The 21,114-nt window shown below is 67.7% G+C and carries 17 protein-coding genes; 12 read left to right on the forward strand and 5 right to left on the reverse strand.

Going from position 1 to position 21,114, the window contains the following annotated elements:
* Window positions 1-7 precede the first annotated feature (7 nt).
* From actP to WS45_RS31290, 4 genes are all read left to right on the forward strand, one after another.
* Entirely contained in the window at window positions 8-1,699 is a 1,692-nt protein-coding gene (gene actP, locus WS45_RS31275; RefSeq protein ID WP_059524047.1) for a cation/acetate symporter ActP, read from the forward strand.
* Between the two features lie 354 nt (window positions 1,700-2,053).
* Window positions 2,054-3,343, forward strand: a complete 1,290-nt coding sequence (locus tag WS45_RS31280) for a dicarboxylate/amino acid:cation symporter (protein WP_059526276.1) — start codon at window positions 2,054-2,056, stop codon at window positions 3,341-3,343.
* Window positions 3,344-3,347: 4 nt separating this feature from the next.
* Window positions 3,348-5,357 (forward strand): sensor histidine kinase, encoded by a 2,010-nt coding sequence (locus WS45_RS31285; RefSeq protein WP_059526272.1) that lies wholly within the window; start codon window positions 3,348-3,350, stop codon window positions 5,355-5,357.
* 68 nt (window positions 5,358-5,425) lie between these two features.
* Window positions 5,426-6,781 (forward strand): sigma-54-dependent transcriptional regulator, encoded by a 1,356-nt coding sequence (locus WS45_RS31290; RefSeq protein ID WP_059703300.1) that lies wholly within the window; start codon window positions 5,426-5,428, stop codon window positions 6,779-6,781.
* 96 nt (window positions 6,782-6,877) lie between these two features.
* On the opposite strand, the gene WS45_RS31295 is transcribed toward WS45_RS31290, so the two are convergent.
* Window positions 6,878-7,414 carry a peroxiredoxin family protein gene (locus WS45_RS31295; RefSeq protein WP_059526269.1) on the reverse strand — a complete coding sequence of 179 codons (537 nt, stop codon included), beginning with the start codon at window positions 7,412-7,414 and terminating at the stop codon, window positions 6,878-6,880.
* Window positions 7,415-7,578: 164 nt separating this feature from the next.
* On the opposite strand from WS45_RS31295, the gene WS45_RS31300 reads away from it, so the two are divergent.
* A complete protein-coding gene (locus WS45_RS31300; protein ID WP_059703302.1) occupies window positions 7,579-8,151 on the forward strand; it encodes a hypothetical protein in 573 nt (190 codons plus the stop codon).
* A 333-nt stretch (window positions 8,152-8,484) separates the two neighbouring features.
* Here WS45_RS31300 and WS45_RS31305 read toward each other — a convergent pair whose 3' ends face one another.
* Together WS45_RS31305 and WS45_RS31310 are read right to left on the reverse strand one after the other, a co-directional pair.
* Complete coding sequence (locus tag WS45_RS31305; protein WP_059703304.1) at window positions 8,485-10,119, reverse strand: YifB family Mg chelatase-like AAA ATPase; 1,635 nt, start codon at window positions 10,117-10,119, stop codon at window positions 8,485-8,487.
* A gap of 239 nt (window positions 10,120-10,358) precedes the next feature.
* Window positions 10,359-10,610: an accessory factor UbiK family protein gene (locus WS45_RS31310; protein WP_059526259.1), complete on the reverse strand. Its 252-nt coding sequence runs from the start codon at window positions 10,608-10,610 to the stop codon at window positions 10,359-10,361.
* Between the two features lie 354 nt (window positions 10,611-10,964).
* On the opposite strand from WS45_RS31310, the gene WS45_RS31315 reads away from it, so the two are divergent.
* The 7 genes from WS45_RS31315 (at window position 10,965) to ptsP (ending at window position 18,388) form a co-directional block, all read left to right on the forward strand.
* Complete coding sequence (locus tag WS45_RS31315) at window positions 10,965-11,303, forward strand: P-II family nitrogen regulator (RefSeq protein ID WP_006398175.1); 339 nt, start codon at window positions 10,965-10,967, stop codon at window positions 11,301-11,303.
* Between the two features lie 33 nt (window positions 11,304-11,336).
* Window positions 11,337-12,854, forward strand: a complete 1,518-nt coding sequence (locus WS45_RS31320; RefSeq protein WP_059703306.1) for an ammonium transporter — start codon at window positions 11,337-11,339, stop codon at window positions 12,852-12,854.
* A 242-nt stretch (window positions 12,855-13,096) separates the two neighbouring features.
* On the forward strand, window positions 13,097-14,386 hold the full coding sequence (gene gshA, locus WS45_RS31325) for a glutamate--cysteine ligase (RefSeq protein ID WP_059451518.1): 1,290 nt from the start codon (window positions 13,097-13,099) through the stop codon (window positions 14,384-14,386).
* Window positions 14,387-14,411: 25 nt separating this feature from the next.
* A complete protein-coding gene (gene gshB, locus WS45_RS31330) occupies window positions 14,412-15,368 on the forward strand; it encodes a glutathione synthase (RefSeq protein WP_059526250.1) in 957 nt (318 codons plus the stop codon).
* Window positions 15,369-15,599: 231 nt separating this feature from the next.
* Window positions 15,600-16,070 carry a PTS sugar transporter subunit IIA gene (locus WS45_RS31335; RefSeq protein ID WP_059526247.1) on the forward strand — a complete coding sequence of 157 codons (471 nt, stop codon included), beginning with the start codon at window positions 15,600-15,602 and terminating at the stop codon, window positions 16,068-16,070.
* Between the two features lie 74 nt (window positions 16,071-16,144).
* A complete protein-coding gene (locus WS45_RS31340; RefSeq protein WP_006477716.1) occupies window positions 16,145-16,414 on the forward strand; it encodes an HPr family phosphocarrier protein in 270 nt (89 codons plus the stop codon).
* Window positions 16,415-16,615: 201 nt separating this feature from the next.
* Complete coding sequence (gene ptsP / locus WS45_RS31345; RefSeq protein ID WP_059526298.1) at window positions 16,616-18,388, forward strand: phosphoenolpyruvate--protein phosphotransferase; 1,773 nt, start codon at window positions 16,616-16,618, stop codon at window positions 18,386-18,388.
* 82 nt (window positions 18,389-18,470) lie between these two features.
* Here the strand turns inward: ptsP and WS45_RS31350 are convergent, their stop codons facing one another.
* Both WS45_RS31350 and WS45_RS31355 read right to left on the reverse strand, forming a co-directional pair.
* Complete coding sequence (locus WS45_RS31350; RefSeq protein ID WP_059526244.1) at window positions 18,471-19,223, reverse strand: HesA/MoeB/ThiF family protein; 753 nt, start codon at window positions 19,221-19,223, stop codon at window positions 18,471-18,473.
* A gap of 112 nt (window positions 19,224-19,335) precedes the next feature.
* A complete protein-coding gene (locus WS45_RS31355) occupies window positions 19,336-20,877 on the reverse strand; it encodes a S41 family peptidase (RefSeq protein ID WP_059526241.1) in 1,542 nt (513 codons plus the stop codon).
* Window positions 20,878-21,114: the final 237 nt, after the last annotated feature.

Below are 21,114 nucleotides of genomic sequence, written 5' to 3' on the forward strand. Positions count from 1 at the left end.
GGCCGACATGCGACGCATCTCGCGCGCGCTCGGCGCGCTGGCCGTTCTCGTTTTCTTCACCTCCGCCGCGCGCGCGAGCGCCGTCGCGGGGCCGATGCCCGACAAGGTCGAATTGAACCCGGTCGCGATCGCGATGTTCTTCGCGTTCGTGTTCGCGACGCTCGCGCTCACGCGCTGGGCCGCGCGCCGCACGCGCTCGACACGCGACTTCTACACGGCCGGCGGCGGCATCACCGGGCTGCAGAACGGGCTCGCGATCGCGGGCGACTACATGTCGGCCGCGTCGTTCCTCGGGCTGTCGGGGATGGTGTTCATGTTCGGCTTCGACGGGCTGATCTATTCGATCGGCTTCCTGGTCGGCTGGCCGTTCGTGATGTTCCTGATCGCCGAGCCGCTGCGCAACCTCGGCAGGTTCACGTTCGTCGACGTCGTCGCGTACCGCTTCGCGCAGCGGCCGATCCGGCTGCTGACGTCCGCGAACGCGCTGACGATCGTCGTGCTGTACCTGGTCGTGCAGATGGTCGGCGCGGGCAAGCTGATCCAGTTGCTGTTCGGGCTGTCGTACGGCACGGCCGAGCTGATCGTCGGCGTGCTGATGGTCGTGTACGTGTTCTTCGGCGGGATGACCGCGACCACCTGGGTGCAGGTGATCAAGGCCGTGCTGCTGCTGTGCGGCGCGACGCTGCTCGCGTTGCTCGCGCTCGGCGAATTCGGCTTCAGCGTCGACGAGATGTTCCGCCGCGCGGTGGCCGTGCATCCGGGCGCGCTGTCGATCATGGGGCCCGGCAAGCTGATCCGCGATCCGGCCAACGCGCTGTCGCTCGGCATCGCGCTGATGTTCGGCACGGCCGGCTTCCCGCACATCCTGATGCGCTTCTTCACGGTGCCGAACGCGAAGGAGGCGCGCAAGTCGGTGCTCTACGCGACCGGCTTCATCGGCTACTTCTACCTGCTCACGTTCGTGATCGGCTTCTCGGCGATCGTGCTGCTCGCGCAGCATCCGGAATTCTTCCGGCTCGGCGCGAACGGCACCTTCAACCTGACGCACGACCTGCTCGGCGGCTCGAACATGGTCGCGGTGAAGCTCGCGCAGGCGGTCGGCGGCAACTGGTTCTACGGCTTCATCGCGGCCGTCACGTTCGCGACGATCCTCGCGGTGGTCGCCGGGCTGACGCTCGCCGGCGCGACCACGATCTCGCACGACCTGTATGCGCAGATGTGGGCGCGCGGCAAGCCCGACGAGCGGCTGGAGATGCGCATCTCGCGCGCGGCGACGATCGGGCTGTCCGCGGTCGCGATCGCGCTGTCGATCCTGTTCGAGCACGTGAACGTCGCGTTCATGGTCGGCCTCGTCGCGGCGGTGGCCGCCAGCGCGAATTTCCCGGTGCTCGCGATGTCGATCTTCTGGCGCGGGATGACGACGCGCGGCGCGGTGCTCGGCGGCGGCCTGGGCCTCGCGTCGGCGGTGGCGCTCACGGTGCTGTCGAAGTCGGTGTGGGTCGACGTGCTGCATCACGCGCACGCGCCGGTGTTCCTCGACAACCCCGCGCTCGTGTCGGTGCCGCTCGCGTTCGTCGGGATCGTCGTCGGCTCGCTCGCGGACCGCGGCGAGCGCGCGCGGCGCGAGCGCGAAGCCTTCGCGCGGCAGGAGTTCTACGCGCAGACGGGCGTGCTGGCCGGTGAGGCCGTGCAGCATTGATTCGTCGGATGAAACGATCCCTCCGTCCGGATCGCCGGACGGATATTTTCCGGAAATCCGGAATCCCGGATTTCCTTGCCTGCCGCATTATGAGAAATACAATGAAAACAATGGCTTGAGGGGTTCCGGAAACCTGGCATCGACCTTGCGATATGAAAAGCACGGCCATCCCCCCCGGCCTGACTATTAAACCAAGGAGACAATCGATGACCACTGCCTTCCACTCCCTCCGGACGTCCTGAGGCATCGCTTGTTGCGGCACGGCAGCCGCGCGGGCGAATGGCTCTTCCCCTGACATTCGTCCGCGCGCGTGACGCCGTTTCCACCGGCTCATCTACTTCAGCAGGAACCATCGTGAAGAAGAAACCCTTCTACAAAGTGCTCTACGTGCAGGTGATCTTCGCCATCATCGTCGGCGTGATCCTCGGCCACTTCTACCCGGCGCTCGCCACCGACATGAAACCGCTCGGCGACGGCTTCATCAAGCTGATCAAGATGGTGATCGGACCGATCATCTTCTGTACGGTCGTCACCGGCATCGCCGGCATGGAGGACATGAAGAAGGTCGGCCGCGTCGGCGGCAAGGCGCTGCTGTACTTCGAGATCGTGTCGACCTTCGCGCTGCTGCTCGGCCTCGCGGCCACGCACATCCTGCGTCCGGGCGTCGGCTTCAACATCGATCCGGCGACGCTGAACGGCAAGGAAGTCGCGTCGTACGCGGCGAAGGCGCACGGGCAGTCGACGGTCGACTTCCTGATGCACATCATCCCGAACACGATGGTCGATGCGTTCGCGCAGGGCGAAATCCTGCAGATCCTGCTGATCGCGCTGCTGTTCGGCAGCGTGCTCGCGCACCTCGGCGAGCGCGGCAAGGTCGTGACCGACTTCATCGACGGCCTCACGCGCGTGCTGTTCGGCATCGTGCACATCGTCACGAAGCTGGCGCCGATCGGCGCGTTCGGCGCGATGGCGTTCACGATCGGCAAGTACGGCGTCGGCTCGCTGGTGCCGCTGCTCAAGCTGATCGGCACGTTCTACCTGACCTCGGTCGTGTTCGTGCTGGTCGTGCTCGGCGCGATCGCGCGCGCCACGGGCTTCTCGATCATCCGCTTCGTGTCGTACATCAAGGAAGAGCTGCTGATCGTGCTCGGCACGAGCTCGTCGGAAGCGGCGCTGCCGCAGCTGATGGAAAAGCTGGAGAAGGCCGGCTGCTCGCGCTCGGTCGTCGGTCTCGTCGTGCCGACCGGCTACTCGTTCAACCTCGACGGCACCAACATCTACATGACGATGGCCGTGCTGTTCATCGCGCAGGCGACCAACATCGAACTGACGTGGATGCAGCAGCTCACGCTGCTCGCGGTCGCGATGCTGACGTCGAAGGGCGCGAGCGGCGTCACGGGCGCGGGCTTCATCACGCTGGCCGCGACGCTCGCCGTCGTGCCGACGATCCCGCTGTCGGGCATGGTGCTGATCCTCGGCATCGACCGCTTCATGAGCGAATGCCGCGCGCTGACCAACATCATCGGCAACGGCGTCGCGACCGTCGTCGTGTCGGCCTGGGAAAAGGAACTCGACCGCAACAAGCTGCGCCAGGCGCTGAAGGGCGGCGGCGAGGTCACGACGACCGAGACGGCCGGCGTCTGACGTCATGAAGGAGCAGGCGGCGGCACCGCCCGCGGGCGGTGCGCCGCGCGGCGGCCCGGGCGGAGATGCGGAGCCCTATGACACAATAGGCGATCCGCATCGCCAGGAAGTCACGTCCGTGAAGCGCCGCCTGCTCATCCTCGTCGTGCTTGCCGCCGCGCTCGCGGCGGCGTGCGCGCTGACGTGGACCGTCACGTGGCGGCGCGGCGTCGCCGAGCTGCAGCGCAACGCCGCGGTGCGCGTCGACCGCACCACCAACGCGCTCAAGAGCACGCTCGACCGCTACGAGTCGCTGCCTTATCTGCTCGGCAGCCACCCGTACGTGCTGGACCTGCTCGCCGAACCGAAGCGCGCCGATTTCACCGCGCGCGCGAACCGTTATCTCGAAGACCTCAACGAACACGCGCACGCGACCGTCACCTACGTGATCGGCGCGGACGGCCTGTGCGTCGCCGCCAGCAACTGGCGCGCGCCCGACAGCTTCGTCGGGACCGGATACCAGTTTCGTCCGTATTTCATCGATGCGATGAGCGGCCAGGTCGGCCGCTTCTTCGGGATCGGCACGATTTCGCGCGATCCCGGCTACTACATCTCGCAGCCGGTGTGGCGCGACGGCAGGATCGCGGGCGTCGTCGTCGTGAAGCTCAATCTCGAATGGTTCCAGGGCGCCGACGCGTCCGAACCGCTCGTCGTCGCGGACGATCACGGCGTCGTGTTCCTGTCGTCCGTGCCCGCGTGGAAATATCACACGCTGCATCCGTTGACGGGGCCCGTCGCCGCGTCGATCTACGAGACGCGCCAGTACGCGCAGCAGCCCGTCACGCCGCTGCCGCTGCGCGTCGAGCAGGTGCTCGACGCCGACGCGGAGATCGTGCGCCTCGGTCCCGGCCTGCGCGCGCCGCGCTTCCTGGCGAGCAAGCGGCGGATCGGCGAACCCGACTGGCTGCTGGTGACGCTCGCGCCGATCGCGCCCATCGACGCCGACGCGCGCAACGCGACGATCGTCACCGGCTTCGGCTTCGTCTCGGTCGCGCTGCTCGCGTTCTACTGGCGCATGCGCCGCGCACGCGTGCGCGAGATGATCCGCGGCCGCGCATTGCTGCAGCAGGCGTATGCGGAGCTGAACCGGCGCGTCGAGGAGCGCACGGCAGACCTGTCGGAGGCGAACGAGCAGTTGCAGAAGGAGGTCGGCGACCGGATCCGCGCGGAACAGGAATTGCGCGCCGCGCACGACGAACTGATCCAGGCGAGCAAGCTCGCCGCGCTCGGCCAGATGGCGGCCGGCATCACGCATGAACTGAACCAGCCGCTCGCGGCGCTGCGCAGCTTCTCGGACAACACGCGCGTGCTGCTCGATCGCGGCGAGCAGGCAGCCGCGCGCGAGAACCTCGAGGCGATCGCCGCGCTGACCGAGCGGATGGGCAAGATCACCAATCAGCTGAAGCTGTTCGTCGGCCGCGCGAAGCCGCGCAACGAACGGGCGCTCGTCGTGCGCGCGCTGCGCAGCGTGCTGTCGCTGCTCGGCGACCGGCTGCGCGGCGTCGCGCTCACGCTGACGCTGCAGGATGCGACCGTGTCGCCCGCGCAGGATGCCCCGCTCGACCTCGCGTGCGACTATCCGGAACTCGTCGCCCGCTGCGAGGACCTGCGCCTCGAACAGGTGCTGATCAACCTGATCGGCAACGCGCTCGACGCGGTCGCGGGCGTCGCGGCACCGGCGATCGAAGTGACGATCGCGGTGTCGGTCGCGACGCTCGCGATCGAGGTGCGCGACAACGGCTCCGGCATCGCGCCCGACTTGCTGCCGCGCCTGTTCGAACCGTTCTTCACGACCAAGGAAATGGGGCGCGGGCTCGGGCTGGGCCTCGCGATCTCGTCGTCGATCGCGAGCGACGCGGGCGGGGCGCTGACCGCGCGCAATGCACCGTCCGGCGGCGCGCTGTTCGTCTTGACGCTGCGGCGCGCGCGCACGCATCATCCGGACTCGGTGTCCGAACCGGCGGGCTCGCACTAGGGCCGACCGGCATCAACGAGGGCCGCGCGCACCAGCGCCGCGCGGCCTGTCAGGAGCAAGTGACCAAGATGGCCAACCGGCTGCAAGTGATCTATATCGAAGACGATGCGCTCGTTCGCCGGGCGAGCGTGCAGAGCCTCCAGCTCGCGGGGTTCGACGTCGTCGGGTTCGAATCGGCCGAGGCGGCCGACAAGGCGATCGTCGCGGAAACCGCCGGCGCGATCGTCAGCGACATCCGGCTGCCCGGCGCGAGCGGGCTCGACCTGCTCGCGCAGTGCCGCGAGCGCGTGCCCGACGTGCCGGTGATCCTCGTCACCGGCCACGGCGACATCTCGATGGCCGTGCAGGCGATGCGCGACGGCGCGTACGACTTCATCGAAAAGCCGTTCGCGGCCGAGCGGCTGATCGAGACCGTGCGCCGCGCGCTCGAGCGGCGCGAGCTCGTGCTCGAGAACCATGCGCTGCGGCGCGAGCTGGCCGGGCAGAACATCGTCGCGCCGCGCATCATCGGCCGCAGCCCGGCGATCGAACAGGTGCGCAAGCTGATCGCGAACGTCGCGCCCACCGACGCATCGGTGCTGATCAACGGCGACACGGGCGCCGGCAAGGAGCTGATCGCGCGCAGCCTGCACGAGCTGTCGCCGCGTCGCGACAAGCCGTTCATCGCGGTGAACTGCGGCGCGCTGCCCGAGCCGATGTTCGAGTCGGAGATGTTCGGCTACGAGCCCGGCGCGTTCACCGGTGCCGCGAAGCGCCGCGTCGGCAAGCTCGAATACGCATCCGGCGGCACGCTGTTCCTCGACGAAATCGAAAGCATGCCGCTCGCGCTGCAGGTGAAGCTCTTGCGCGTGCTGCAGGACGGCGTGCTCGAACGGCTCGGCTCGAACCAGCCGATCCGCGTGAACTGCCGCGTCGTCGCGGCCGCGAAGGGCGACATGAGCGAACTCGTCGCGGCCGGCACGTTCCGGCGCGACCTGCTGTACCGGCTCAACGTCGTGACGATCGCGCTGCCGCCGCTCGCCGAGCGCCGCGAGGACATCGTGCCGCTGTTCGAGCACTTCATGCTCGACGCGGCCGTGCGCTACGGGCGGCCGGCCCCCGTGCTGACCGACCGGCAACGCGCGAGCCTGATGCAGCGCGACTGGCCCGGCAACGTGCGCGAGCTGCGCAACGCGGCCGACCGCTTCGTGCTCGGCGTCGCCGACATGCCGCAGGAAGCCGGCGCGGGCGGCGACGATACGGAGAGCGACCAGACGCTGAAGGAACGCATCGAGCAATTCGAGCGCGCGGTGATCGCCGAGGCGCTGAACCAGACGGGCGGCGCGGTCGCCGCGACGGCCGACCGGTTGCATGTCGGCAAGGCGACGCTGTACGAGAAGATGAAGCGCTACGGGCTGTCGGCGAAAGGCGAAACCGAGCGCTGAAAAAGAGACGGACCGCGGAACCGGGCTGGCCGGTCGGGCGGTCCGTGGTGCGGAGCAGGGCGCGGTGGGCGGCCCGCGAGCCTTGTCGTGCGGCGCTCAGGCCGCGTTGCCGTCGAGCGCCTTCTTGAGCAGCGCGTCGAGTTCCGCGAATTGCGGGGCGCCGACGTAGCGCTTCAGGATCTTGCCGTCCTTGTCGACGACGAAGGTCGTCGGCGTGAGCTGCACGTTGCCGAACTGCTTCGCGACGCTGCCGTCGTCGAGCGCGACCTTGAACGGCAGCTGACGCGTCTGCGCGTAGTTCGCGACGTACATCGGCGGATCGTAGTTCATCGCGACCGCGACGAATTCCAGCCCCTGGCCCTTGAAGCGATTGTAGGTATCGACCATCTGCGGCATTTCCTGCATGCAGGTCGCGCAGCTCGTCGCCCAGAAATTCACGAGGTAGACCTTGCCCTTCAGGTCGCCGGCCGTCGACACCTTCTGGCCCGACAGCAGCGTGAACGTGGCATCCGGCACGGTGGACTTGCCGTTGAACGCGAAGAAGCCGGCAACGGCGATGGCCGCGACGACGACGGCCGCCACGATATAGCGGACGGGGCCGGTGCGGCGCTGGGCGGGAGGCGTGGTGTTCATCTGCGGTGCTCTCGGAGTCGGTCGATGACGCGGATCGATGCAAAGGACGTCGAAATTCGGCGCTCATTTTAGCGCGAATGCGACGCGCGCACCGGCGGCCGCCACGCATACCGGGCGCCGGCTTCGGCGGATAATGGGCGTTTTTGCCTGTCCCCATCACTGCCATGCCGAAGGAAGTTCTCCATTCGTTGCGCCCCCTTTTTCGTCCGCTGCGACACTTCGCCGCGCTCGCATGCGTGAGCGCGGCGCTGGCCGCGTGCTCGCCGTCGTATGACTGGCGCACGCTGCACAACGACGCCGGCTACACGATCGACCTGCCGGCGAAGCCGACCGTCGAGGATCAGCCGGTGGCGGTCGGCGGCGCGTCGATGCCGATGCGGATGCAGGCCGCGCACGTCGACGGTGCGGTGTTCGCGGTCGGCACGCTGACGCTGCCCGACGATCGCGACGATACGCGCCATGCGGCGCTCGAGTTCCTGCGGTCCGGGTTGTCGCGCAATCTCGAAGGCGCGCCGCAGACGGCCTCGGTGCCGGTGCCGCTCGCGGCCGGCGGCGCGGTGAACGGGCTCGAACTGCGCGTCGCGGGCGCGGCCAGCGGCGGCGACCATTCGCACAAGACGATCGTCGCGCGGCTCGTGGCGCGGGGCCGGCACGCGTATCAGGCCGTCGCGATCGCCGACCGGCCGCTCGCGCAGGAGCAGCTCGACCAGTTTTTCGGTTCGTTCAAACTCGACTGACAGCGGCCGGCGAGGGCGCTTGGACGCTCCGTGACAATTGAAAGTTCATTCGCAGCTTTCGACGCTAATCGCCGGATTTTGCGGGGATTTTTCGGCTATCCACAGTGCATGTGGATAACTTTGTTGAAAAGTTGATCGAATCTCCCGCAAAGCCGCGCCGGACGGCCTTCCGGCGCATTTCACAGCTCGCGCTCGCTTTGAGAAAAATCAATGAAAACAAAGGGATACGAATTTCGCGATGAAAGGGCGCCCATGCAGGGTGATCCGGGGCCGGATTCGTGAAATTGTGCATAAGTCAAGTCTTGACAGCCGTATTTTGTCCTCCGAAGGCGCTCACAGTGCCGTGAGCGCACGCCGGTAGCGGATCGCTTCGGCGATCTGCGCGGCCGTCGGCAACGGGTCGCCGGCGAGGTCGGCGATCGTGCGCGCGACCTTCAGCACGCGGAAATACGCGCGCGCCGACCAGCCGAAGCGCTCGCCGGCCTCGCGCAGCAGCCGTTCGCCGTCGTCGGTCGGCCGACACAGGTCGTCGGTTTCTCGGCCGCTCAGCATGTGATTGGTCTTGCCTTGCCGGTCGCGTTGCAGCGCACGCGCCTGGGCGACCCGTGCGGCGACCGCCGCGCTCGGCTCGCCCGGTGCCGTCGCGCGCGACGCGAGTTCGGCCGGCGACAGCGCGGGCAGGTCGATCTGGATGTCGATCCGGTCGAGCAGCGGGCCCGACAGCTTGCGCAGGTAGCGCGCGGCGGCATCGGGCGTGCAGCGGCAACGCCCGGACGGATCGCCGTGCCAGCCGCACGGGCACGGGTTCATCGCGGCGATCAGCTGGCACGCGGCGGGGAAGTCGGCCTGCTGCGCCGCGCGCGAGATCGTGATGCGGCCCGCTTCGAGCGGCTCGCGCAGCATTTCCAGCACGTGCCGGTCGAATTCGGGCAGTTCGTCGAGAAACAGCACGCCGAGGTGCGCGAGCGTGATCTCGCCCGGCTGAGGCGGGTTGCGGCCGCCGACCAGCGCGGCGGCGCTCGACGAATGGTGCGGCGAACGGAACGGGCGCCGCCGCCACTGCGAGGGCGAGAAGCCGATGCGGCTCGCGGAAAGGAGCGCGGCAGACGTCAGCGCCTCGTCGTCGGTCAGCGGCGGCAGGAGGCCGGGCAGCCGCGCGGCGAGCATCGACTTGCCGGCGCCGGGCGGCCCGATCATCAGCATGTGGTGCCCGCCCGCGGCAGCGACTTCGAGCGCGCGCCGGGCGCCGCGCTGGCCGACGACGTCCGCGAGATCGGGCGCGACGGGCGCCGGCATGCCGTCGAGACAGGGCGCCGCGACCGGCGCGAGCCGGGCATCCGGCGTGCCGGCCAGGTGCGCGCACAGCGCGGGGAGGTCGGGCGCGCCGAACACGGTGACGCCCGGCACCAGCGCCGCCTCGGCCGCGCTGTCGAGCGGCAGATACAGCTCGGGCGGGCGCGACAGGGCTGACACGCCGGATATCGCGACGCAATCGACGCCGGAATGGCCGCTGGAATCGAAACGGGAACCGGGACCGGAATCGAGGTCCGCTGCGGCATGACCCGCGCGCCAGTCGCGCGCGGCGCCGCACGCCATCGCGAACGCACCACGCATCGGCCGCAGCGCGCCGGTCAGCGACAGTTCGCCCGCGAATTCGCGGCCGGCCAGCGCGTCGGCCGGGAGCTGGCCGTTCGCGGCGAGGATGCCGAGCGCGATCGGCAGGTCGAAGCGGCCCGATTCCTTCGGCAGGTCGGCCGGCGCGAGATTGACGGTGATACGCCTGACGGGGAAATCGAATCCGCAGTTCTGCAGCGCGGCGCGCACGCGCTCGCGGCTTTCGCGGACTTCGAGATCAGGCAGGCCGACGATCGAGAACGACGGCAGCCCGTTGGCAAGATGAACTTCGACGGTGACGTCCGGCGCGCGGCCGGCCGCCGGCGCGCGACTGCGCACCACGGCGAGCGACATGGCGAGGCTCCTGTAGATGAATCGGACGGGCTACGGCCGTTCGGGGCCGCATGCCGCGGGAATCGGAGGAATCGGTGCGCGCTGCCGGCGTGGCGCGGGAAAGAACGAGGAACGACGAACTGCGAAGAGCGAGGAACAGCGAAGAACGACGAAACGGCTAGCCGACTGGCTGATTTCCGGGTGACAGGCGCGGGCCGCACGAGGCGGCCCGCGCCCGGACCAGTCGGTCGGGTGGGGCGTCAGGCCTGGGACGCTGCGAGCTTCTGCTCGAGTTCCGCGACGCGCTTCTCGAGTTCCTCGAGACGCACGCGAGTGCGGGCGAGCACATGTGCCTGCGTGTCGAACTCCTCGCGCGTGACGAGATCGAGCTTCGAGAAGCCTTGCGACAACATGGCCTTCACGTTGCGCTCGACATCCTTGGCCGGCGAGTTTTTCAGCAGATCGCTGACGCGCGACTGCAGGTCGTTGAAAACATCGCTGGGTTGCTTCATGAGATTTCCTTCCTTGCACAAAAAGTGTGCATATTCAGTTGCATACGTGCCCATGATGCACGCATGACCGGAAATGGTGCGCACGCGGCGCGATTTCCGGGCACGGCGCCCGCATGGGTGAATGGCCCGGTGAGCCGGGACGTGCGTGCACTCTAGCAACGATCCTTTCGGCGCGCCAGCAAACCGGGCCATGTTGGCCATTCGGCCGGGCTTCCGCACCTTTCAGCATCAGATGCGACCCTGTTTAAGAGCGGTTCGAGGCGGTCTTCGCACGAACATGGCATGCGAGTTGCTGAGGAGAGACCGTTACACCATTCCAACCAATTCGACGGGACCACCCAGCGAGAGGACTTCATGAAACTGATTACCGCAATCATCAAGCCGTTCAAGCTCGATGAGACGCGCGAAGCGCTCTCCGCGCTCGGCGTCTCGGGCATCACGGTCACTGAGGTGAAAGGGTTCGGGCGCCAGAAGGGGCACACCGAGTTGTACCGGGGCGCCGAATACGTGGTCGATTTCCTGCCGAAGATGAAGATCGAGGCGGCCGTGTCCGACGATCTCGTCGACCAGGCGGTCGAGGCGATCGAGCGGGCCGCCCGCACCGGCAAGATCGGCGACGGGAAGATCTTCGTCACGCCGATCGAGCAAGTGATCCGGATCCGGACCGGGGAGACCGGCGCAGACGCGCTGTAACAGACAAAGACAAGCGACAAGAGGAAACCCGAGATGCGCAAACTTCTGATGTCCCTGCTGATGGCCGGTTCGCTGATCGCGGCCGCTGTCGGCCCCGCGCTCGCCGACGACGCGGCTTCCGCCGCGGCTGCGTCCGCGCCCGCCGCAACGGCGTCCGATGCGTCGGCAGCCGCCGCTCCGGCCGCTTCGACGCCGGCCGCCACGGACGCATCGGCACCTGCCGCTGCCGCCGCACCCGCTTCGGGCGCCGCCTCCGACGCATCGGCCGCTGCCGCCGCGTCCGCGCCGGCCGCACCGGCCGCGCCGACCGAGCCGTTCTCCGTCGATTCGTCGAAGATCAGTGCCGGCGACACCGCGTGGATGCTGACGTCCACCGCGCTCGTGCTGTTCATGACGATCCCCGGCCTCGCGCTGTTCTACGCGGGCATGGTCCGCAAGAAGAACGTGCTCGCGACCGTGATGCAGAGCTTCGCGATCACCGCGGTGATCACGGTGCTGTGGACGGTGGTCGGCTACAGCCTCGCGTTCACGCCGGGCAACGGCTTCATCGGCGGGCTGTCGCGCGCGTTCCTGCACGGCATGAGCTACGTGAAGGGCGACAAGGCGACCACGCTGACCGTCAGCCACCTCGCGACGACGATTCCGGAATCGGTCTACTTCGTCTACCAGATGACGTTCGCGATCATCACGCCGGCCCTGATCTGCGGCGCGTTCGCCGACCGGATGAAGTTCTCGGCGATGCTCGTGTTCATGGCGCTCTGGTCGCTGATCGTCTATGTGCCGATCGCGCACATGGTGTGGGAGCCGACCGGCTGGCTGTCGGCCGACGGCGTGCTCGACTTCGCGGGCGGCACCGTCGTGCACATCAACGCCGGTATCGCGGGCCTCGTGTCGTGCCTGATGCTCGGCAAGCGCGTCGGCTTCGGTCGTGAGTCGATGGCGCCGCACAACCTCGTGCTGACGATGATCGGCGGCTCGATGCTGTGGGTGGGCTGGTTCGGCTTCAACGCGGGTTCCGCGGTCGCGGCCGACGGCCGTGCCGGCTTCGCGATGCTGACGACGCAAGTCGCGACGGCGTGCGCGGCGCTCGGCTGGATGTTTGCCGAATGGATCTCGCACGGCAAGCCGTCGGTGCTCGGCATCGTGTCAGGCGCGGTCGCGGGCCTCGTCGCGATCACCCCGGCCGCCGGCTTCGTCGGCGTGACGGGTGCGCTCGTGATCGGTATCGCGGCAGGCGTCGTGTGCTTCTGGTCGGCGACGTGGCTCAAGTCGAAGCTCGGCTACGACGATTCGCTCGACGCGTTCGGCGTGCACGGCATCGGCGGGATTCTCGGCGCGCTGCTGACGGGCGTGTTCGCGGTCAAGGACATCGGCGGCGCCGACGGCAGCCTGCTGCTGCAGGCGAAGGGCGTGCTGATCACGCTGGTGTACAGCGGCGTGCTGAGCTTCGTGCTGCTGAAGCTGATCGACCTGACGATCGGCCTGCGCGTGACCGAAGAGGAAGAGCGCGAAGGCCTCGACGTGGTGCTGCACGGCGAGCACGTCGAATAAGTCGTACGGATGACGGCGGGCCGCCGCGCAGACGGCGCCCGCCCCGAATGAGCGCAGCGACTTCGGCCCGCCCGCCCGGCGGGCTTTTTTTCTCCTGCCGCGTGCTGCCGTAGCGCATAACCCTTCACGCTATCGGGTCAATAGCCGAAAACTTCCTCCAAACCCTTGCGAAGCCGGGAACAATCCCCAAATGGGCGGGGCAATTGCTCTACAATCTTCATTCTCCCGCTCGCGAGTGATTCATGGTTCCCCACCTCGTTACCGCGTTGAACGGTCCGCTGCTCGAGCTCGAGCAGAAGATCCTCGACGCGACGCCTGCGATCGAACGCTGGTTCAGGCTCGAATGGCAGGAACACACCCCGCCGTTCTATTGTTCGGTGGACCTGCGCAACGCCGGTTTCAAGCTGGCGCCCGTCGACGCGAACCTGTTCCCCGGCGCGTTCAATAATCTGCCGTCCGAAGTGCTGCCGCTCGCCGTCCAGGCCGCGATGGCCGCGATCGAGAAGATCTGCCCGGACGCGAAGAATCTGCTCGTGATTCCCGAGCTGCCGACCCGCAACGCGTTCTATCTGGAAAACGTCGCGCGGCTCGCGACGATCATGCGCCAGGCCGGCCTGAACGTGCGCTTCGGCTCGCTCGACCCGAGCATCACCGACATGACGCCGATCACGCTGGCCGACGGCCAGAAGATCGTGCTGGAACCGCTCGAGCGTTCGCAGCGCCGTCTCGGCCTGAAGAATTTCGATCCGTGCTCGATCCTGCTGAACAACGACCTGTCGGCCGGCATTCCCGCCGTGCTGGAAAACCTGCACGAGCAGTACCTCCTGCCGCCGCTGCACGCGGGCTGGGCCGTGCGCCGCAAGTCGACGCACTTTTCGTGCTACGACGACGTCGCGAAGAAGTTCGCGAAGATGGTCGGCGTCGATCCGTGGATGGTGAATCCGTATTTCGCGCACGTCGAAGGCGTCGACTGGCAGGGCCATGAAGGCGAGCAGGCGCTCGCCGACGCGATCGACGGCGTGCTGAAGAAGATCGCGCGCAAGTATCGCGAATACGGGATCAGCGAAAAGCCGTACGTCGTCGTGAAGGCCGACGCGGGCACCGCCGGGCGCGGCGTGATGACCGTGCACGACGCGGCCGAAATCGGCCGCATGTCGAAGGCCGAGCGCGCGCAGATGGCCGAGTCGAAGGCCGGCCTCGCGGTGCGCGACGTGATCGTGCAGGAAGGCGTCTACACGTTCGAGCGCGTCGGCGACGAAGTCGCGGAGCCGGTCGTGTACATGATCGACCGCTACGTGGTTGGCGGTTTCTACCGCACGCACGGCGGCCGCGAGCGCGACCAGAACCTGAACGCGCCCGGCATGCACTACGTGCCGCTCGGCTTCGAGCACACCGCGCTGCCGGATGCCGGCGCGAAGCCGGGCGCCGCGCCGCCGAACCGTTTCTACATGTACGGCGTCGTCGCGCGCCTGTCGCTGATCGCGTCGTCGATCGAACTGGAAAAGACCGATCCCGAAGCCATCCAGGTGTAACGGCTTCGCTACGTACAGGACCCGCATGGACATTCTCTTTATCGCCGACCCGCTCGAGCGCTTCAAGATCTACAAGGATTCGACCTACGCGATGATGGCGGAGGCCGCGCGGCGCGGGCATGCGGTATACGCGTGCCAGCCGCACCAGCTCGCGTGGACGGGCTCGGGCGTCGAGGCGGACGTGCAGCGCGTGACGATCGTCGGCGACACGGCCGACCTGCATCGCCATCCGTGGTACGAGACGGGCGCGCACGAATCGCGTCAGCTGACGTCGTTCGGCGCGGTGCTGATGCGCAAGGATCCGCCGTTCGACATGGAGTATGTGACGGCCACCTGGATGCTCGAGCTTGCCGAACGCGCGGGCGCACGCGTGTTCAACAAGCCCCAGTCGATCCGCGACCATTCGGAGAAGCTGGCGATCGGCGAGTTTCCGCAGTTCGTCGCGCCGACGCTCGTCACGCGCGACGCCGCGCGCTTGCGTGCGTTCCACGCCGAGCATGGCGACGTGATCGTGAAGCCGCTCGACGGCATGGGCGGGATGGGCGTGTTCCGCGTGAAGGCCGACGGGATGAATCTCGGCGCGATCATCGAGATGCTCGGCCACGACGGCACGCGCTCGCTGATGATCCAGAAGTTCATCCCCGAGATCACGGCCGGCGACAAACGCATTCTGCTGATCGCGGGCGAGCCGGTGCCGTATTCGCTCGCGCGGATTCCGCAAGGCAGCGAAGTGCGCGGCAATCTCGCCGCGGGCGGGCTCGGCGTCGCGCAGCCGCTGACGGCGCGCGACCGCGAGATCGCCGAGACGCTCGGGCCGGTGCTCGCCGCGCGCGGGCTGCTGCTGGTCGGGCTCGACGCGATCGGCGACTGGCTGACCGAGGTGAACGTGACGAGCCCGACGTGCTTCCGCGAAATCATGGAGCAGACGGGTTTCGACGTCGCCGCGATGTTCATCGACGCGCTGGAGCGGGCGGCCGCGTAGCCCGCTTTCCGCGCAAGCCCGGCGGCGGCCGCGCAGGTCCCCCGTCGCCGGAGCGGTTCGACCGGCCTGCTACAATGCCCGCTTGCCCGGTGCCGCGACCAGCGCGCCGAAGGCCCGGCGGTCGGGCCGAAACCGTTGCAAGGCTGAACATGAAACGATTCCCTCACTCGCTACGCTCGTTGCCCCGCTGCGGGGCGTCGGCCCGCCAGGGGCGGCCGGGGGCAGTCTGACATGGCCGGGATTCTGATCATCGCGCACGCACCGCTCGCCACCGCGCTGCGGGACTGCATCGCGCACATCTACGGCGGCGTGCCCGCGCGCATCGGCTGCATCGACGTGCTGGCGGACAGCGATCCCACCCAGGTGATGGCGTTCGCGCACGCGGAGCTCGCGCGGCTCAGGGAAGAAAATGGCGTCGTCGTGCTGACCGACATGTACGGCGCGACGCCCGCGAACATCGCGGGCCAGCTCGCGAAGCTCGACAACGTGCGCGTGCTGGCGGGCGTGAACCTGCCGATGCTGGTGCGGGCCGTCTGCTACCGGACCGTGCCGCTCGACAAGCTCGTCGACAAGGCGCTGTCCGGCGGCGCGAAGGGCGTCCACGAAGTGGCGGCCGGCACACCGCCGCCGCCGACCGAAGTCGGCTGCGGCCAGTGCGCGCCGATTCCGCCCGAGCCGCAACCGCGCACCGAATCGCACTAACCGCCCCGTTTTCCGTTTTAGACCGACCCGCCGACGCACGTCGCCGGCGGCCGCGACCGACCCGACCGAGAACCATGCTTCAACAAGAAACCACCATCGTCAACAAATTGGGGCTCCATGCACGCGCATCGGCCAAGCTTACGCAACTGGCCGGCAACTTCCAGTCGGAAGTCTGGATGACGCGCAACGGACGCAAGATCAACGCAAAAAGCATCATGGGCGTGATGATGTTGGCGGCGGGCATCGGCAGCACCGTGACGATCGAGACCGAAGGTCCCGACGAACGCGAGGCGATGGATGCGCTGCTCAAGCTGATCGCGGACAAGTTCGGCGAAGGTCAGTGATCCCCGCGCGGGATCGTTGTCGTTTCGAAGCAGAATGCCGCGCTTGTCGCGGCATTTTTTTCGTCCGCGGCATTGATGCGGAAATGGCAATGCTGCGCTGCACGCAGTCAGCATGGAGGTACGGAATTTATAATCGCTAACCGGGGTCATAAGCGCATCGCAGCAGTGTGCCGCGGCTTTACATGTACAGAGGAGGTGCGCGTGTCCTTCACGCTGCATGGCATTCCCGTCTCACGTGGTATCGCGATCGGGCGAGCATACCTGATCGCGCCGGCGGCGCTCGACGTCGCCCATTACCTGGTCGAGGCGAACCAGATCGACGCCGAGGTCGCGCGTTTCAGCACGGCGCGCGAGGTCGTGCATCACGAGCTCGAGGCGCTGCGCGCCGACCTGACCGACGACACCCCGACCGAAGTGGCCGCGTTCATCGACGTCCACGCGATGATCCTGAGCGACGCGATGCTCGTGCAGGAAACCATCGACCTGATCCGCACGCGACGCTACAACGTCGAATGGGCGCTGACCGAGCAGCTCGAGCTGCTCACGCGCCACTTCGACGACATCGAGGATGAATACTTGCGCGAGCGCAAGGCCGACATCGAGCAGGTGGTCGAGCGCGTGTTGAAAGCGCTCGCCGGTGCGCCGTCGGCGTCGCAGGCGCTCGATGGCGCCGCCGCGCAAGGTCAGAGCGAGATGATCGTCGTCGCGCACGACATCGCGCCGGCCGACATGATGCAGTTCAAGTCGCAGTCGTTCCAGGCGTTCGTCACCGATCTCGGCGGCCGCACGTCGCACACGGCGATCGTCGCGCGCAGCCTCGGCATTCCCGCCGCGGTCGGCGTCCAGCATGCGAGCGCGCTGATCCGGCAGGACGACCTGATCATCGTCGACGGCGACCAGGGGATCGTGATCGTCGATCCCGCGCCGATCGTGCTCGAGGAATATTCGTACCGTCAGTCCGAGAAGCTGCTCGAGCAACGCAAGCTGCAGCGGCTGAAGTTTTCGCCGACGCAAACCCTGTGCGGCACGAAGATCGAGCTGTACGCGAACATCGAGCTGCCCGACGACGCGAAGGCGGCGGTCGAGGCCGGCGCGGTCGGCGTCGGGCTGTTCCGCTCCGAGTTCCTGTTCATGCATCAGAAGGAGATGCCCGAGGAGGAGGAGCAGTTCGCCGCGTACAAGCGCGCGGTCGAGTGGATGAAGGGCATGCCGGTGACGATCCGCACGATCGACGTCGGCGCGGACAAGCCGCTCGAGGCGCTCGACGAAGGCTACGAGACGGCGCCGAACCCGGCGCTCGGCCTGCGTGCGATCCGCTGGAGCCTGTCCGAGCCGCAGATGTTCCTCACGCAGCTGCGCGCGATCCTGCGCGCGTCCGCGTTCGGGCAGGTGAAGATCCTGATCCCGATGCTCGCGCACGCGCAGGAGATCGACCAGACGCTCGACCTGATCCGCGAGGCGAAGCGCCAGCTCGACGACGCGGGGCTTGCGTACGATCCGAACGTGCGCATCGGCGCGATGATCGAGATTCCGGCCGCGGCGATCGCGCTGCCGCTGTTCCTGAAGCGCTTCGATTTCCTGTCGATCGGCACGAACGACCTGATCCAGTACACGCTCGCGATCGACCGCGCGGACAATGCGGTCGCGCACCTGTACGACCCGCTGCATCCGGCGGTGCTGCACCTGATCGCCTACACGCTGCGCGAAGCGAAGCGGGCCGGCGTGTCGGTGTCGGTGTGCGGGGAGATGGCGGGCGATCCGGCGCTCACGCGCCTGTTGCTCGGGATGGGGCTCACCGAGTTCTCGATGCACCCGAGCCAGTTGCTGGTGGTGAAGCAGGAGATCCTGCGCGCGCACCTGAAGGCACTCGAGAAGCCCACGGCCGACGTGCTGGCCGCATTCGAGCCGGAGGAGGTGCAGGCGGCGCTCAAGCGCCTGTCGGTCGCGGAGCCGCGCGCGGACGCGGCCGCCTAGGCGGCGCGGGCCGCACCGCGGAACCGTCGCGAAGGTTGCGAACGTCACGCATGCGTCGTTCGGCGCATGCGTCCCGCGCGCGTCAGTGCCGCCCCTGGCATACGGGGCAGTCGGCCTGGCGCGCGATCTTCATCGTCGTCCATTCCATCCGCAGCGAATCGAGCATCATCAGCCGGCCGTTGAGCGTCGTGCCGATCGCGCCGATCACGCGCAGCGCTTCGGCGGCCTGCATTGCACCGATGATGCCGACCGTCGGCGCGAACACGCCCATCGTCGCGCACGCGACTTCCTCGAACGGCTGGTCTTCCGGAAACACGCACGCGTAGCAGGGCGCGGCCGGGTCGCGGAAATCGAACGTGCTGATCTGGCCGTCGAAGCGCAGCGCGGCGCCCGACACGAGCGGCACGCCGTGCGCGACGCACGCGCGGTTGATCGCATGGCGCGTCGCGAAGTTGTCGGTGCAGTCGAGCACGACGGTGGCCCGCGGCACATGTTCGTCGAGCCACGCATCGTCGACGCGCGCCGCGACCGCATGCACGGTCACTTCCGGGTTCAGCCGCGCGAGCGCGTCGCGCCCCGATTCGACCTTGCTGCGGCCGACCGATGCGGTCGCGTGGAGGATCTGCCGCTGCAGGTTCGTGAGGTCGACCGTGTCGGCGTCGACGAGCGTGATCGTGCCGACCCCGGACGCCGCGAGATACATCGCGGCCGGCGAGCCGAGACCGCCGGCGCCGACGACGATCGCATGCGCGTCGAGAAAGCGCTGCTGCGCCTCGATGCCGATTTCGTCGACGAGGATGTGGCGGGAGTAGCGGAGGAGTTGATCGTCGTTCATGGGGAAGTCGTGAGCGGGGCGGAAGCGCCGGCGTATCGATTCATTCTAGGCGCACATGAAAAACGGGCCATCGCGGTCTTCCCGCGATGGCCCGTCGGATGCCGGCCGGCGCTTACTGCGGTGCCGACGCGGGCTTCGGTGCGGCCGCCTTCGCGCCCGACGCCTTCGTGGTGGACGCGGCCTTGGCTGCAGGGCTCTTCGTCGTGCTTTCGGCGAGCAGCGACTTCGATTCCTGCACCGGCTTGCCCTCGAGCTTGTTGAGCGCCTGCTGCATCATGAAGTCGTCGGTGCTGCCGAACTCGATCGGCTTGCGATCGCGGTCCTTCTGGCGCTGCTCCGGCGTCTTCTTGTCGTTCTGCTCCTCGAGGACGCGCAGCTGGTCCATCCGGCGCTGCTCGCGTTCTTCCTGTTCCTTCTTCTCGTTCGGATCCTGCGTGTTCGCGAGGTGGTTCGTGTAGTCGACCTCGCGCGTCACGAGCACGTCGTCCGGATCGCCGTCCGCGTACTGATCGACCGGCACGTCGGGCGTGATGCCCTTGTTCTGGATCGAACGGCCGCTCGGCGTGTAGTAGTAGGCCGTCGTCAGGCGCAGCGCGGTGTCGGCCGTCATCGGACGGACCGTCTGCACCGAGCCCTTGCCGAACGTCGTCTTGCCCATGATCTGCGCGCGCTTCGAATCCTGCAGCGCGCCGGCGACGATTTCCGACGCAGACGCCGAATACGCGTTCGTCAGCACGACCATCGGCACGGTCTTGAAGACCGGCGGCAGGCTCTTCAGCGGATCGCCGTCGAAGGACGGCAGGCGGTAGTTGTCGTAGGTGTCGCGGTAGACCTGCTTCGAATCCGGGATCTGGCCGTTGGTCGACACGACGACGGAGTCGGGCGGCAGGAACGCGCCGGCGACGCCGACCGCGCTTTGCAGCAGGCCGCCGCCGTTGTTGCGCAGGTCGAGGATCAGGCCCTTCAGATTCGGCTGCTGGCGTGCGATGTCCTGCAGCTTCGCGGCGAGATCGGGCGTCGTGCGCTCCTGGAAGCTCGTGATCCGGATGTATGCGTAGCCCGGGTCGAGCAACTTCATCTTCACGCTCTGGACCCTGATGATCGCGCGCGTGACCGTGATCGGGAACGTGCGGTCGTCGCTCTTGCGGAAGATCGTCAGCGTGACCTTGGTGCCCGGCTCGCCGCGCATTTGCTTGACGGCCTTGTCGAGCGTCATGCCGCGCACGGGCTTGTCGTTGATGCGCGTGATCAGGTCGCCCGGACGGATGCCGGCGCGGAACGCGGGGGTATCTTCGATCGGGGAGATCACCTTGACGAGACCGTCTTCCTGCGAGATCTCGATGCCGAGACCCGCGAAGCGACCCTTGGTCTGCTCCTGCAGTTCGTCATAGTCGGTCTTGTCGAGGAACGACGAATGCGGGTCGAGGCTCGACACCATGCCCTTGATCGCCGCCGTCAGCAGCTTCTTGTCGTCGACCGGTTCGACGTACTCGCGCTTGATCTGGCCGAACACTTCCGCGAACAGGCGGAGCTGGTCGAGGGGAAGCGGCGCCGTGGCGGTCTGCTCGGCCGACGCCGAAACCTGCAGCGTGGCGAATACGCCCGTGGCGAGGCCCGCGGCAATCAGGCCGATGTTCTTCAATTTCATTCGCATAGAGAGTCTGGTGCGGTCGGGAAGCGCGTGGCGGTAGCGGGGATGTAGCGGACAAGTATAACTGTTCGTCCGATTGCCCAGTGGAACGGTGCGAATTGGCCCCGGAGCCCTGGTTCCCGGCGGGGTGCCGCCGGACGCGCAGCGGATTCGAAAGCGGATTCGACCGCACCGGGGCCGCGAAGGTTCGCGCCGCACGCCGGGTTGGGCCGGGCAGGCCGCGCGCGCGGCGGCATGCCC

Source organism: Burkholderia sp. RF2-non_BP3 (assembly GCF_001522185.1).
Classification (GTDB): domain Bacteria; phylum Pseudomonadota; class Gammaproteobacteria; order Burkholderiales; family Burkholderiaceae; genus Burkholderia; species Burkholderia diffusa.

Bases quoted from the DNA above. Each gene is read 5' to 3' on its own strand.
- WS45_RS31290 (WP_059703300.1), top strand. From the start codon at position 5,426: ATGGCCAACCGGCTGCAAGTGATCTATATCGAAGACGATGCGCTCGTT.
- WS45_RS31320 (WP_059703306.1), top strand. From the start codon at position 11,337: ATGCGCAAACTTCTGATGTCCCTGCTGATGGCCGGTTCGCTGATCGCG.
- WS45_RS31355 (WP_059526241.1), bottom strand. From the start codon at position 20,877: ATGCGAATGAAATTGAAGAACATCGGCCTGATTGCCGCGGGCCTCGCC.
- WS45_RS31335 (WP_059526247.1), top strand. From the start codon at position 15,600: ATGGCCGGGATTCTGATCATCGCGCACGCACCGCTCGCCACCGCGCTG.
- WS45_RS31315 (WP_006398175.1), top strand. From the start codon at position 10,965: ATGAAACTGATTACCGCAATCATCAAGCCGTTCAAGCTCGATGAGACG.
- actP (WP_059524047.1), top strand. From the start codon at position 8: ATGCGACGCATCTCGCGCGCGCTCGGCGCGCTGGCCGTTCTCGTTTTC.
- WS45_RS31340 (WP_006477716.1), top strand. From the start codon at position 16,145: ATGCTTCAACAAGAAACCACCATCGTCAACAAATTGGGGCTCCATGCA.
- gshA (WP_059451518.1), top strand. From the start codon at position 13,097: ATGGTTCCCCACCTCGTTACCGCGTTGAACGGTCCGCTGCTCGAGCTC.
- gshB (WP_059526250.1), top strand. From the start codon at position 14,412: ATGGACATTCTCTTTATCGCCGACCCGCTCGAGCGCTTCAAGATCTAC.
- WS45_RS31305 (WP_059703304.1), bottom strand. From the start codon at position 10,119: ATGTCGCTCGCCGTGGTGCGCAGTCGCGCGCCGGCGGCCGGCCGCGCG.
- WS45_RS31300 (WP_059703302.1), top strand. From the start codon at position 7,579: ATGCCGAAGGAAGTTCTCCATTCGTTGCGCCCCCTTTTTCGTCCGCTG.
- WS45_RS31285 (WP_059526272.1), top strand. From the start codon at position 3,348: ATGAAGGAGCAGGCGGCGGCACCGCCCGCGGGCGGTGCGCCGCGCGGC.
- WS45_RS31295 (WP_059526269.1), bottom strand. From the start codon at position 7,414: ATGAACACCACGCCTCCCGCCCAGCGCCGCACCGGCCCCGTCCGCTAT.
- WS45_RS31350 (WP_059526244.1), bottom strand. From the start codon at position 19,223: ATGAACGACGATCAACTCCTCCGCTACTCCCGCCACATCCTCGTCGAC.
- WS45_RS31310 (WP_059526259.1), bottom strand. From the start codon at position 10,610: ATGAAGCAACCCAGCGATGTTTTCAACGACCTGCAGTCGCGCGTCAGC.